Origin of the sequence: uncultured Legionella sp. (assembly GCF_937871865.1) — a bacterium.
GTDB lineage: Bacteria > Pseudomonadota > Gammaproteobacteria > Legionellales > Legionellaceae > Legionella.
Genome location: NZ_CALMPD010000192.1, coordinates 1 through 13946, shown reverse-complemented (window position 1 = coordinate 13946; position 13946 = coordinate 1). Strand labels below are relative to the sequence as shown.

The window sequence follows — 13946 nt, the reverse complement described above, 5'->3', positions numbered from 1 at the left end:
GAAGACGATTTAATTCAGAATTAACACTTTTGGTGGTTATTCCACAGGACCCCTATAAGGAATTCATTTAGTCTTATAAGGGAGTAAATATGGATATCGTCAGTTTAATTATTCAGGCAATCAGCGGGCTTGTCGGCGGTAACGTTGCTGGTTCTGCTTTGAAAGATAAAAGTTTGGGTGCTATTGGTAACTCTGTTATCGGTTTACTTGGTGGTGGTCTAGGTGGTTATGTGATGAAACTTATTGAAGGCGCCAGCGCAACCGGTATGCAAGATCTTGACATCCAGTCAATAATTGCCAGCATAGTAAGTGGTGGCGTTGGCGGTGGTGCTCTAACCGCAATTATTGGTTTTATCAAAAAAGCAATGAGCAAATAAGTTCACCTTGGCCTAACTAAAACACTACTTCTCTTGTAGAGATATTCTGTTGAAGGTCTCTACAAGATTCCTGTTGTATTTAGTTACTTTTTTGGTGCAAGCTAGCGCCAGGGCTGCTGAATAATCTAATAATTCATTCATACAGATCCATAATTTTTTCTGGGGGTCTGCCTATTGCTGCTTTGTTTTTAAATGTGACAATAGGGCGCTGCATTAATATTGGGTGCTCTACCATCGCTTGTAACAACTCTTCCTCATTGTTTAATGATAAGGACAGTTCATTAAAAATGGGCTCGTTGTTTCTGACAAATTCGTTTAAGGTAAAGTGAGCTCGCAGCTTATTTATTTGTTCTCTATTTAGTGGCGTTTTAAGGTACTCGATAATCTCTGGTTGAATACCTTTATTTTGTAGCAGCTCCAATACTTGTCTCGATTTTGAACATTGAGAGTTGTGATAAATAGTCGTTTTTTGCATGGTAATTTGGTTCATTGTTGATAACAAATGTGTTTGAAACTATAGCATATTTTCAGCGTTTTATCTTCACTCGCAGTATAGCTGAAATATTATCGTCCAATTTATTTTTTCCTTGTTAATCAATCCTTAAGCTTTAGTGTTTTACACTGATAAAAAGCCAAGAGGAGAGTACCATGTCTAACAAAAAACTTCTTAATGAACGTTTGAACCATGAACTGGATGAGATTGGTGTTCCTGCTTTAATGACAGAGCGTGTTCAAGCATGTTCAAAACTGTTTAATTTACCTAAGTTTAAAATTGAAGCCTTGCTCAATGGTATTGTTTTTGATTCCAGTTCTTTGCAAAAAATAGCCGATGAGCTGGAGGTGAGTATGAATTGGTTGATGGGGGATGCTAAAAGAAAAACCAAACATTAATTCTCTATAAAATTACGTCGAGCCTGAAGAGGGCTCGCGTAACTTATATTATTATCGTGTTATTCCATATTTAGTGATTGTTTTAACCGTCTGGTTTCCAGTAGACTGGTATAAAACAGGACTTGCAAGGATGTTTTAAATGATACGATATATTGCCACCACTTCATTACTGGTATTTGGTCTTATCGAAAGTGCTCAGGCCTTACCTTGGTTTCAGACTGGATCTGATTTAACTAAACCGTCAGCCTCTCAAACTCAGGTTATTCACGAGAATCGCACAAATTTTTCAGGCACCTGGGTAGGGCAATGTAACAATAGTCCGGCAGTGGAGCTGGTTATCAAGCATAACAACAATAATCTTAACATTTCTTATGGATTCATGAGTGAAAAATATATCATTGGTGAGGTTAAATCCGATGCACGAACCGATTTGAACGCATTAGAGCATAGTAATGTGATGGTTCGCTGGAGTAATGATAATCGTGCTTTAATTTTTATTAATAGCGCGATGTTTATTAATGCCTCTGAACATTCCAACGTTTTTTTTAGCAAAGTGTCTATGGTTTTAGTCGAAGAGAATTTGATTGTCACTGGATCTTATTATCAGACTGATGGTACGCTGGGTGATTTTAATAAAGAAACAATGTCATGCAGTTATCATAAAATATGAGTTTATTGGTGAATTAATCACTACTAAATATTGGGTGTAAGATATTGGGAATTCTTAATAATGAGACGTGCTATTTTATCTTTCTTGCACTCACTCTGCTGTTGTCTCTGTTTTTATTAATTGTTATCCTTAATAATTAATTGTTAGATGTTTAATTAACTAAGCTTTGTACGGGATAATGTTTCTTTTTGCTCAAAATTTTTGTCATCTGCACTTACGTGGGAATGACAAAATGTTTTTCCAGTACAACGTTAATTGAGTTATCGCATCAGTTTTTCTTTGATACATCTTCGTGGTTATGATCAGGAACAAAAATTGATATTATCTGATGAATTGTAGATATTCATTCAGATCTTCCTATATTTAACATGCAAATGATACGGTGGAGTTAGAATGCAAGTTACAGAAACATTAAATGAAATGAGCGATGATGAGTTACACAGTAAAGCCAATCAATGCATTAGTGAATCGAATCAGCTGTTATTTAAGCAGTTGCCTGCGTTAATTTCACAAATTATTGAACAGGATGTATGGCGGAAAAGAAATACTTCTTATAAAAATTTCGGTGAATACGCACTTAATCAATCACCTGATGGTCTGGGTATTGCCAACAATGAATTGCTTTGGTTATTACGATCTGCCATGAGCATCAATACCCACCATGCTTCTCATTGGGGAGATGTGCTTGGTGAAGTAGATACCAGCGCAAGAATGTATGCGAAGGAAAAGAAGATTCCAATAAAAGATTTGCATAAAGATTTATCAGAACAAGAGCCGGTTAATCCGGAATACGCTCAAGAAGAAGCGATCACTTATTTACCATCTCGTTCACGGTCAGTGGATGGAGTGCTTATGAAGTTAAAAATGAAAGATCCGCTGGCCTACCAAAATGTTATTCAAGGAAAGGTCACACTAAAAGAAGCGTTACCGCAAAATCCCAGAAAAAAATTACAGCCTATCGAGTCGGTTAAAAATAAATTTTCAAGTCTGTCAAAATCAGATCGTGAAGCATTTTTGGCATGGATTGAAGAGGAAAGAGAACATCTAATGTAAGTCGGTTTATATTATGCCAAATATAGCGCTTTATAACCTCAATGCTGTGCGTTGGGGTTTAGTTCATTATGAATAATAACAAAAATCAAACGAGATGATTCTTGTTATTATTAAACAATTTTTAGCCTGGAATTTGTTTCTATGGCGCTTTTTTATGACATTCAACCCAATCGCTAAACGCATTCAGAAAGTTTTGAAGAAATTTCTTTGTTTCTTCATTAGTAATATTATTTTCTTCATCAATTAAGTCATTTTTAAATACAAAGTACACCTCAGGTTGTCCTAAAAGAATAGTATCAACTGTAATTAATATTGAACGTAAATGTGATTGAGCAGCGGCAGTACCAATCACTCCAGGGCTTGTGCCAATTACTGCTGCAGGTTTTTTGGTCCAGGAGTTGTTCCCGTAAGGTCGGGTTCCCCAATCAATAATATTTTTTAGCATGCCAGGTATTGAGCGATTGTATTCTGGAGTCGCGAATAAAATACCGTCAGCCTCGGAAATTTCTTTTTTGAATGTTACAACAGGTGCTGGCAAATTGCTTTCCAGATCCTGGTTATATAAAGGAATGTCGTGCAGATCTAGAATATTAAACTTCAACTTTGGATGGTTTAATTTATTTAAAGCCAGAATTAGCTTTTTATTGAAGGAGTCCTTTCGTAAACTTCCTACCACTACCGCAATGTTTAACATAATTTAATTCCCTGTGAATTTAAAGTAAGTTGTTGGTTATTTTAAGATAATACTAATCTAACTGAATTATCGAGAAATATACAGAACCATACAGTCCTTAATCGTTCAAATAATAAAATTTATTGTGACTAATTCAGACATATAGGCCGCTGGTTCTCGTTTTTATAGGAGATTTATTTGGCATTTATAATACCACCCACCAAGCTTTATGCGCCGTTGTCGACTCCTTCATCATCACTCATGTGCTTCAATGAAACATTCATTTAGCCTTGTCTGGAAACGCTATATTATAACGAACTCCAAAATCTGAGCTAAAATGTATTCATACATTGAATTATTAAATTATGTAATAAATTCAGAGGGATTTGAATGAATAGATTGCATGGAATGATACTGGTCTTATTGTGTTTCCTCGGAGCCTCTTGTTCTGGTTCCGCACCACATGCTCCAGAGGCCCCTGTTGAGGTTGATGTAGCCTTGCCGTTAAGTAAAGAAATTATGGATTGGGATGAATATACCGGGCGATTTCAAGCTATTGAGGAAGTTGATGTTCGTTCCCGGGTTACTGGATATTTAATGGAAATTAAATTTAAGGACGGTCAACTGGTAAAAAAAGGAGATATTTTATTCCTCATTGATCCACGTCCTTTTGAGTATGCTCTGGAGCGGGCAATTGCAGAACAGGAATTAACCCAGAAACAATATAATCGTGTCATACAATTAAAGAAATCCAGTTTCGTTTCTGCTGAAGCCATTGACGAACGCTATAAAGAGATGCAGATAGCTGCGGTAAAAGTTAATGAAGCTAAATTAAATCTTGAATTTACCCATGTTACATCACCAATCAGCGGTAAAATCAGTCGTTATTTCGTAAGTGTCGGTAATTTGATTCAAATGGATCAAACAGTACTCACTCGAGTCGTTTCATTAGATCCCATTCATTTTTATTTTGAAGCCAGCCAAAATGATTTGCTTAAGTACATTCGACTTGGTAGCTCCGCCACCGAGCCAGGTTTGAAAATTGAAACCAATAAAATAAAGATAAAACTTCAGGATGAGAAGGATTTCATTCATCTTGGTACTATGGATTTTATCGATAATGTGGTCGATCAAGGCACGGGAACCATTCAAGGCCGTGCGGTTATTCCTAATCCGGATAATATTATTTATCCTGGTTTTTTCGGTCGGGCACGATTAATCGGAAGTGGGGAATATCAGGCTATTCTTCTTCCTGATACTGCTATTAATACTGATCAGGATAAGAAATTTGTATACATCGTTGATGATAAAAATAAAGTGCAGCGGGTATACATTGAATTAGGCTCTTTACGCCCCAGCGGTTTTTATATCATCAAATCAGGACTAAAGGGCAATGAGCATGTTGTTATTAATGGTATTCAGCGTATTCGGCTGCCGCAACAGGAAGTAAAGCCGATAATGATTAAGCTTGTTGAAAAGAACCCGCCAGAAGAACATTAAAATATACAAGGGATTGGATTCATGCGTATTGCTCATTTTTTTATAGACAGACCTATATTTGCAGGAGTTATATCGACCATCATAGTGATCGTCGGTTCTCTCGCTTTTTTTAATTTGCCTATAGAACAATATCCTCAAGTAGTTCCTCCAACCATTCAGGTCACGGCTTCCTATCCTGGAGCAAATGCTAAAATCGTGGCCGAAACGGTGGCTACCCCCCTTGAGCAGGAAATAAATGGGGTGGAAAACATGTTGTATATGGATTCACAATCCACCGATGATGGACAAATGCGTTTGACTATTACGTTTGAGCAGGGCACTGACCTGGATATGGCTCAGGTTCTGGTACAAAACCGAGTGGCTATAGCGGAGCCTCGATTGCCTGAGGCTGTGCGTCGAATCGGTATTAAAACGGTTAAAAACTCTCCAGATTTGATGCTAGTTATTAATATGTATTCATTAAATAAAAAGTACGATCAAAGTTATCTGGGAAATTACGCTGTCTTGCAAATCAGAGACAAAATCAAACGTATAGACGGTGTTGGAGACATTCGCCTGGTAGGGGCTAGCGAGTATGCGATGCGTATTTGGTTAAATACTGATTTAATGAATGCGTATGATATTACTGCCAGTGACGTTGTCAGCGCTTTGGAGTCACAGAATGTTCAGGTCGCTAGTGGAACGTTGAACCGAGAGCCCCAAAAAACTCAATTCGGTATTGAATATAATATTGAAACTCAGGGACGATTAATCAAGCCAGAAGAGTTTGAAAATATCATTATCAAATCAGGAACCGGTGGCCGAATTGTTCGTTTAAAGGATATAGGCAGGGTTGAGTTAGGTACTCAGGATTATTTAACCAGAGGATATTTGGGAAAAAATCCGGCTATAGCATTGCCTGTTTTTCAACGCCCAGGAACTAATGCTCTGCAAGCATCTAATGAAGTATTGGCGACAATGAACGAGTTATCCAAGTCTTTTCCGGAAGGGATAGTTTATGACATTGTTTACAATCCTACCAATTTCATCGAAGAATCCATTACCGCAGTAAAACATACCATCTATGAGGCCATATTGTTTGTTGTATTGGTTATTCTCTTGTTCTTACAAACCTGGCGTGCTGCAATTATCCCGATTATTGCGATTCCCATTTCTTTGATTGGTACTTTTGCCATAATGGATGGAATCGGTTTTTCCTTAAACTACCTCACGTTGTTTGGGCTTATTCTTGCTATTGGAATTGTGGTGGATGATGCGATTGTGGTTGTGGAAAATATGGAACGTAACATGCGAGAGGGAATGAATGCCCGTGATGCTGCACGCAAGACCATGTCTGAAGTGGGGTCTGCATTGGTGGCTATTGGTTTAGTTCTTGTTTCTGTATTTTTACCCACTTTATTTTTACAAGGACTGTCAGGGAAATTTTATCAGCAATTTGGCGCCACCATTGCAGTAGCAACCATCATTTCGGTTTTTGTATCCATCACCTTAAGTCCTACTTTGGCCGCTTTGCTTCTCAAGCCACATGCTGAAAAAGAAGACAACAAAAAAATCTCTGTATGGAAAAATCCAGTACAAAGTTTCCTGACCGGATTTAATAAGACTGTTGATTCTGTATCGCAGTTTTATGGCCATTTTCTCGCAAAATTGATTCACCATACTGGAAAAATGTTATTAGTCTATTTGCTGTTTATTTCGTCTACGGTTTTATTATTTTGGAGTGTCCCTGTCGGTTTTATTCCAAAGCAGGATCAAGGGTATTTTATTGTTTCTATCCAGTTGCCTCCAGGTGCTTCAATCAGTCGAACTGATGCTGTAGTGCAAGATGCCATTGGTAAAATTTTAGCGATTCCAGGAGTTAAAAATGCAGTGGCCTTTACTGGATTTTCAGGTGCTACTTTCACGAACTCCTCTAATGCGGCAGCTATTTTTGCAGTTTTAAAACCATTTGATGAACGTCGTGCACTTGGCTTAAATTACAATGATCTTTTAGCGCAATTCAGGAAAGAACTAGGAACCATTAAAGAAGCATTTATTGTCGTTATACCACCACCTCCTGTGCGCGGTATAGGTAACGCGGGCGGTTTTAAAATGATGATACAAGACCGAGGAGGGCGAGGCACTGATGTTTTAAACGATGCGGTAGCACTTCTGGCTGAGAAAGCGAATCAGGATAAGGCGACGACTTCCGTCTTTACCTTATTTGAAAACAGTACGCCTAAAATATATCTCGATTTTGATCGGGAAAAAGCAGAACGTCTTGGTGTACCTGTTGCTCGTGTTGTTGAGGCATTAGAAGTCTATTTAGGTTCAACTTTTGTTAATGAATTTAATTATCTGGGTCGTACTTACAGGGTCATAGTGCAAGCAGATAATGACTATAGAAAAACAGCAGAAGACATTTATCAGATTAAAGTGCGTAACAATGATAATAATATGGTACCTATTGGCTCCGTTGCTGTTATTAAAAACATTACCGGGGCTTCGCGTATCCCCAGATACAATCTTTATCCTGCAATCGATTTACTGGGAGACATTACTCCCGGTTACAGTACTGGTGATGCGTTGGATACCATGGAGCGATTGGCGAATGAATATCTTCCTGAAGGAATCGGTTATGAATGGACGGAGATTGCTTATCAACAACGGAGTGCCGGTAATACTGCGATCATTGCCTTTTTGCTTGGAGTGGTTTTTGTCTATCTGGTGCTTGCTGCACAGTATGAAAGCTTGATTTTGCCTTTAGCAATTATATTGATTGTTCCTATGTGCTTATTTTCTTCCATGCTTGGTATTAAAATTTTAGGCATGGAAAATAACATCATGACTCAGATGGGATTTATCATATTAATTGGTCTGGCATGTAAAAATGCCATCTTGATTGTTGAATTTGCTCGCACTCTTGAACAAAACGGTGCTAATCGTTGGAAGGCCGCCATTCAGGCTGCAAAACTAAGATTGCGTCCAATTTTAATGACTTCGTTTGCTTTTATCCTTGGTGTTTTTCCTTTGGTTATCGCGCAGGGTGCAGGAGCTGAAATGAGACAGGCTTTAGGGGTTGCCGTTTTTAGTGGTATGTTGGGGGTTACGTTCTTTGGTCTTATTTTTACCCCAATTTTCTATGTTCTTACCAGTAAATTATCGAGCATGCTTAAGAAAGACAAGGCAGGCTCTAGTGATAAAGAAGAGATGCTGTAGATAAATAATGAATGGATACAAGGAGGATGTTGTAATGGAAACAATAGTCTCGGAATCAGGCAAAGGTAAGTTGACGCAAGAAATTAAAATCGGCTCTCATCGTCTAACTGCTGATGAGCCTTTAGAGAATGGGGGAAACGATACAGGCCCATCACCATATGATTTTTTACTCGCAGGTCTTGGCTCTTGTACCTCCATGACGTTGCGAATGTATGCTGACATGAAAAAATTTCCTTTAGATAAAATTATTGTACGATTGCAGCATGAAAAAATTTATGCAGAAGATTGTGCTGATTGTGAGAATAAAAACTCAAAGATTGATCGTATAACGCGTCATATTGAGTTACAAGGTCATTTAACGAACGAGCAGCGCCAAAAATTACTGGATATTGCCGATAAGTGCCCAGTACATCGTACTTTAACTTCAAAAATATTAATTACTACTGAACTGGTTCAGGATTTGTAGTGTAACATTGGAACATTTTTCGCTTAAATCACGTTTGATATGGTAAGCTTGTGCCTTATAAAACAGGTGAGTAGAAAATGGTTAAAGTAGGGCAGTTCAATAAATTAGAAGTTATAAAAGAAGTTCCATTCGGTTTATATCTTGATGGAGAACATTTAGGTGAAATTTTATTACCTAAAAAAGTGGTGCCGAAAAATACTCATATTCATGATTTTGTTGAGGTATTTATTTATTTTGATTCAGACGACAAAATTATTGCCACTACTGCACGTCCTCGAGCCAGATTAGGATGTTGTGCTTTGTTAAAGGTCATTGATATTAATTATGTCGGTGCTTTTCTTGATTGGGGATTGGATAAAGATTTATTAGTCCCTGTTCCTGAACAACAACGCCCCATGGAAAAAGATAAGTCTTATCTTGTTGTGGTAAAACTTGATAATAAAGGACGTATTATAGCCAGTTCCAAACTGGATCATTCATTGGATAAAACACCGGCTCATTACAAAGCTGGTGATGAAGTCAGCTTGCTTATTGCAGAAAAAACCGAACTGGGAAATAAAGTGATTATTAATGATAGTCATTGGGGATTAATCCATTCTAGTGATCTTTTTCAGATTTTGAGTTATGGAAAGAGAGTTCGTGGTTATATTAAAACGGTAAGGGATGATGGAAAAATTGATGTGACTTTGCGAAAAGCGGGACAAGACAATATCAAAGACTTATCTGAGCGAATCTTGGCAGAATTGAATAAGCATAATGGTTTCTTGTCCCTGCATGATAAAAGTTCTCCTCATGAAATTAAGCGCGTTTTCGGAGAGAGTAAAAAGAGTTTTAAAAGTGCCATCGGACAGCTTTATAAGCAGGGTGTCATTAATATTGAAGAGAGAGGTATTCGTTTAAACCATTTAGCAGCCAAATAGATCTTAGCTGTAATTGGAACATTGTATTTTCCTGCATTACGCATGCGCTAATGCAGGCTACTATTCGGGTTTGTATTGAAATTCTATACTTGAATTAAGCAGTGATAAGGCTAATTGTACTGTATTGTTTATGTCTTTGATGTTGCTGAACCCTACTTTGGTTTCTTGATTCAACATTTCTTTGAAAAGCTCGAGATTAATAGAGGATTCATTCGTTTCAGTGAAGTGTCCCGAGCTGTTTCTTAATAATGCAAATTCATTCGTATGAATAGTGGTACGCGAAAGGGTAGTGTTTCGCCATTGGCCTGTTTTATTTTTTTCCGGATTAATAGTATAGCCCTCAATGCAATTTTTGGTTTCAATAAAAACAGATAATTGTGTGCTTTGTACATACAATCCAATTACTCCTTCATCATCAACAGAATACTCTGGATTGATCACTGAGAGATCGAGCGCTAATGAAGAATGTGTTTTGTTTTGAGCTAACGAACAAAGAGCGGGTGAGTGCATTGTATCCTCTAATACGAGCTATTGTCGAACAAATCCATTTGATAGTGAATTATTCTGACTGTTCGGTTTTTTTTCTTTAATGCGTATCATTATACTAGATTAACCTTATGGTTTAATTAAAATCTATAGTCAATTTCAGGATTTTATAAATTTTTTTTATAGCTTCGAGAGAGTAGAATAAAAAATATTTATTAATAATCAACGACGTTATTTTTGTACCCCAAAAATGACCAATAAAGCGTATTGATTTTATAAAAAATTACTATATAAGCTATTTTTCTCTCAATGGAACTAATGAGTTTGTACGATGTTTTCGTTCTTTGATAAAACGACTAAATCCAAATCATCCCTTCGTGCTGAATCGAATTCTTCAGGAAAGGAGCCTTCTGAATTGAAAGCCTCAGGAAATGACCTCCCTTCTGAAATGATTGCTGCATCAAAATCTTCATCATCGCCTCGTAATGAGTTAAAACAAAGTGTCGAAAAATTGGAGCGCCCCAAACGAAAAGTTTCTCGTAATGATGCAGAACATTCTAGTAAAATACAGAGTACAAGTCAGGATATTGTGCTGCCTCGCAAAGAGAATGTATTAAATAGGAATCGTAGGTGTTTGCTTGTTAATGTGTCTTCAAGTGAAAATGACGATGACCCCCAAAAGTCCTATAACCTTGACCTGGACGTGATTGAATCTACATTTATTGATTCGTCTGATACAAGTTATTATGGGAGGGTCAAGGCATATTTCACGCAGAATCTTCTGCGACAACCGATATCACACAAATCTTTATCTAATACTCTTCCTTTTATTGACTATGTTAAATTTGTAACAGTGGAACTAAATGAAATTCAACGTGAAAAATATACAATCAGTCGAGCGCTAATAGAAATTCTTAGCCCTGTTTATGCGAAAGAAACCCGTACGGAAACTAATCATAATAAATTTTGTATGAAGTTACTTAATATCATAGAATTTTGTATGTGTACTACAACCCAGTCATGTTTCACAATTAATTCAGGTATGGGGAACAAGACACCAATCGAATTTATTAAGCGATTTTGGGACAGTGCCCTGTATGGATTAATTCCGTCTGGTGTAGAAAAAATAAAATATGAGCAACTTATCGGTGAATTGATAACCAAATTTGATCAAGCCTTTTGCATGGAGGAAATAATAAAAAAACATATGAGACAACATCATGCTCGTTCTGACAAAGAGTTGAATCCGTGTATTTCCTGGGTATATTTGCATGTCATGTGCGATCGTTATGGCATTACATTCGACGAGTTTGAGCCATTTAAATACATATATAATAAGAGCTATTTCGGTCTTACAAACGAGTTTATTTATGTGCCTGATATGTGGGAGTTTATGCGGCAGCTACAAGCAACAACTCCTGACGCTCCTTATCATAATATATTGAACAAAATAGATAAAATGCTACGATGCTCTGATGATTTCGCGGAATTTAATCCAGGTGCGACGAGCCAAACCTCGATTAGGGAACGATTCATGGGGCTTCATATGTAGGGTAAGTAGCCGTAAAAAATGTATTTTAGAACATTGTAACCTGCATTAGCACTGTGTAATGCAGGAAAACACGACATATTTTGAGATGTTGCATTATTTTTGTTTAAAGAAAGTTCTTTTCCAGATAATCCATAGGTAAGGATGTGGTATCCGTAATGGTTCGTAGTATGAAACTGGAGCGCACCGTGTCGACACAACTAATACAGGTTAATTTGCTTAATAAAAAAGATTGATAGGCATTCATATCTGGCACGATGATTTTTAAAAGATAATCCGCTGATTGGCCGGTAATTAAATAGCATTGAATTACTTCGGGAAGATATCGTATTTTCTCTTCGAATTCATTCATGATGCCTGGCTGATGGCTATTTAGCCCTACCAGCACGATAACCGTTAATTGCAGTCCAAGCTTTTCAGGCTCAAGAAGCGCTACCTGTTTTTTTATATATCCATTATCTTCTAACTGTTTTACTCTACGTAAACAAGAGGAGGGAGAGAGTGCAACCTGATCTGCCAACTCCTGATTGCTTATTTGGCAATTGGATTGCAATAGTTCCAGTATCTTTTTATCTATACGGTCCATAATCTGTCTCAATTACTATAAATTATAAGAGATATTGATACTATTGTAGAATTTTAATGTGTACTTAGCTATTAAAATAGAATTTTAATGCAAAACTCTTGTTTTAAGAACGCTATTAGCAATTTAATTTCAAAAGAGATCAGTTAAAATAGTCTTCTGGATGAGTATTGCTCAAAGTGATTGCATTACCGCTTGTGTTGAGGAAAATTATGACAGCTTCACGTTTTTTCGCCTGGTTTGTATGGATTATTGTATCTATCTTTTATGCTTATCAATATGTATTACGAGTTATGCCGAGTATTATGATGGGGGATCTCACTACTCAATTTCACATTGATGCAGCCGCATTTGGTCAGTTTTCAGGTATTTATTATCTTGGCTATTCCTTGATGCATTTGCCTATAGGCATCATGCTTGATCGTTTTGGCCCACGAAAAGTAATGACCGCCTGCATCTTACTGACGGTTATTGGATTATTACCTATCTTGTTTGCTGATAACTGGATCTATCCTTTGTTGGGCAGAGCGTTAATCGGTGTCGGTTCTTCTGCCGCAATTTTAGGAACATTTAAAATAATAAGAATGACTTTTAAAGAAGAACATTTTCCACGGATGCTTAGTCTTTCTGTAATGATTGGTTTAATTGGTGCTGTATATGGTGGAGGGCCGGTGAGTTATCTGTGCCAGTCATTGGGTTATCAGGCGGTTGTGGAGATCTTTCTTGCTTTAGGTCTGGTGCTGGCTGGTATTACATATCTTATTGTTCCTGATATTCAAGTAAGCCCACAAGCATCGGTTATGGCTGATGTAAAAGCGGTTTTTACTAATAGAAAAGTATTGATGTTGTGTCTTTTTTCTGGACTAATGCTGGGACCATTGGAAGGCTTTTCCGATGTATGGGGTTCAGGCTTTTTAAAACAGGCCTATGGTTTTAATAACACATTAGCTAATTATCTTCCGTCAATGATTTTTGTTGGTATGTGTTTTGGTGCTCCTGTTTTAAGTCTTATCGCTGAAAAATCAGGTTATTACCTGGGAACGATTATAGCAGCAGGCGCAGTGATGTTTCTGACTTTTTTTGCTTTAGTCGCTGGTGTGCTCACCGCAAGCAGTATCACCATCGGTTTTGTATTGGTCGGAGTGTGTTGTGCTTATCAGATTCTGGCTATATATAAGGCCTCTACTTATGTACCAGAGAATCTCGCCGGTCTTACAACAGCGGTTGCCAATATGATTATAATGAGTTTTGGCTACGCGTTTCATTCCGTAATTGGTTATGTAATAAATGCTTATGGTGGTACTCACGTGACGCGTGCGTTTATTTATGGAATAGGGGTGATTCCTTTGACTTTGGCATTAGGTATCATCGGCTTTATTTTTCTGGCTTATCGAGAGAAATTCAGCACGCCTCAAGGTTTGGTTGTGAGTTATAACTAGAGCTGTTGACATTATTTTCGGCAAACCGGGATTTTATAATTGATAATTTCCCGGATGCTGGATATCTGATTGATCTTAATTATTTTATATTTTAGACTCAATTGTTAATTAATTAAATCTCGGTTGTACAGGTTGTTGATG

At 37.3% G+C, this 13946-nt stretch carries 14 protein-coding genes; 10 read left to right on the top strand and 4 right to left on the bottom strand.

Going from position 1 to position 13946, the window contains the following annotated elements; all coding sequences use genetic code 11:
* Window positions 1-89: 89 nt before the first annotated feature.
* On the top strand, window positions 90-377 hold the full coding sequence (locus Q0495_RS10575; protein WP_298625905.1) for a hypothetical protein: 288 nt from the start codon (window positions 90-92) through the stop codon (window positions 375-377).
* Window positions 378-510: 133 nt separating this feature from the next.
* Here the strand turns inward: Q0495_RS10575 and arsC are convergent, their stop codons facing one another.
* Window positions 511-852 (bottom strand): arsenate reductase (glutaredoxin), encoded by a 342-nt coding sequence (arsC, locus tag Q0495_RS10570; RefSeq protein WP_298625908.1) that lies wholly within the window; start codon window positions 850-852, stop codon window positions 511-513.
* Between the two features lie 173 nt (window positions 853-1025).
* Here arsC and Q0495_RS10565 point away from each other — a divergent pair, with 173 nt between their 5' ends.
* The 3 genes from Q0495_RS10565 (at window position 1026) to Q0495_RS10555 (ending at window position 2991) form a co-directional block, all read left to right on the top strand.
* Window positions 1026-1268 carry a hypothetical protein gene (locus Q0495_RS10565; RefSeq protein ID WP_298625904.1) on the top strand — a complete coding sequence of 81 codons (243 nt, stop codon included), beginning with the start codon at window positions 1026-1028 and terminating at the stop codon, window positions 1266-1268.
* Window positions 1269-1407: 139 nt separating this feature from the next.
* Window positions 1408-1938, top strand: coding sequence for a hypothetical protein (locus Q0495_RS10560; protein ID WP_298625901.1), 531 nt, complete (start codon window positions 1408-1410; stop codon window positions 1936-1938).
* A gap of 393 nt (window positions 1939-2331) precedes the next feature.
* A complete protein-coding gene (locus tag Q0495_RS10555; RefSeq protein WP_298625899.1) occupies window positions 2332-2991 on the top strand; it encodes a hypothetical protein in 660 nt (219 codons plus the stop codon).
* 139 nt (window positions 2992-3130) lie between these two features.
* Here the strand turns inward: Q0495_RS10555 and Q0495_RS10550 are convergent, their stop codons facing one another.
* On the bottom strand, window positions 3131-3685 hold the full coding sequence (locus Q0495_RS10550) for an NADPH-dependent FMN reductase (protein WP_298625896.1): 555 nt from the start codon (window positions 3683-3685) through the stop codon (window positions 3131-3133).
* Between the two features lie 369 nt (window positions 3686-4054).
* Here Q0495_RS10550 and Q0495_RS10545 point away from each other — a divergent pair, with 369 nt between their 5' ends.
* The 4 genes from Q0495_RS10545 (at window position 4055) to Q0495_RS10530 (ending at window position 9748) form a co-directional block, all read left to right on the top strand.
* Window positions 4055-5164, top strand: a complete 1110-nt coding sequence (locus Q0495_RS10545; RefSeq protein WP_298625894.1) for an efflux RND transporter periplasmic adaptor subunit — start codon at window positions 4055-4057, stop codon at window positions 5162-5164.
* Window positions 5165-5185: 21 nt separating this feature from the next.
* Window positions 5186-8362, top strand: coding sequence for an efflux RND transporter permease subunit (locus Q0495_RS10540; RefSeq protein ID WP_298625891.1), 3177 nt, complete (start codon window positions 5186-5188; stop codon window positions 8360-8362).
* Between the two features lie 34 nt (window positions 8363-8396).
* The gene (locus Q0495_RS10535; protein WP_298625887.1) at window positions 8397-8828 is read left to right on the top strand and encodes an OsmC family protein; all 432 of its coding nucleotides are present in this window, start codon (window positions 8397-8399) and stop codon (window positions 8826-8828) included.
* A 77-nt stretch (window positions 8829-8905) separates the two neighbouring features.
* Entirely contained in the window at window positions 8906-9748 is an 843-nt protein-coding gene (locus Q0495_RS10530; RefSeq protein WP_298625884.1) for a S1-like domain-containing RNA-binding protein, read from the top strand.
* A 60-nt stretch (window positions 9749-9808) separates the two neighbouring features.
* Here the strand turns inward: Q0495_RS10530 and Q0495_RS10525 are convergent, their stop codons facing one another.
* Entirely contained in the window at window positions 9809-10258 is a 450-nt protein-coding gene (locus Q0495_RS10525) for a hypothetical protein (protein ID WP_298625881.1), read from the bottom strand.
* Between the two features lie 307 nt (window positions 10259-10565).
* Between Q0495_RS10525 and Q0495_RS10520 the strand changes: the two genes are divergently transcribed.
* Window positions 10566-11786: a hypothetical protein gene (locus tag Q0495_RS10520; protein WP_298625877.1), complete on the top strand. Its 1221-nt coding sequence runs from the start codon at window positions 10566-10568 to the stop codon at window positions 11784-11786.
* A gap of 103 nt (window positions 11787-11889) precedes the next feature.
* On the opposite strand, the gene Q0495_RS10515 is transcribed toward Q0495_RS10520, so the two are convergent.
* Window positions 11890-12369: an Lrp/AsnC family transcriptional regulator gene (locus Q0495_RS10515; RefSeq protein WP_298625874.1), complete on the bottom strand. Its 480-nt coding sequence runs from the start codon at window positions 12367-12369 to the stop codon at window positions 11890-11892.
* Between the two features lie 209 nt (window positions 12370-12578).
* Between Q0495_RS10515 and Q0495_RS10510 the strand changes: the two genes are divergently transcribed.
* Entirely contained in the window at window positions 12579-13805 is a 1227-nt protein-coding gene (locus tag Q0495_RS10510; RefSeq protein ID WP_298625872.1) for an MFS transporter, read from the top strand.
* Window positions 13806-13946 lie beyond the last annotated feature (141 nt).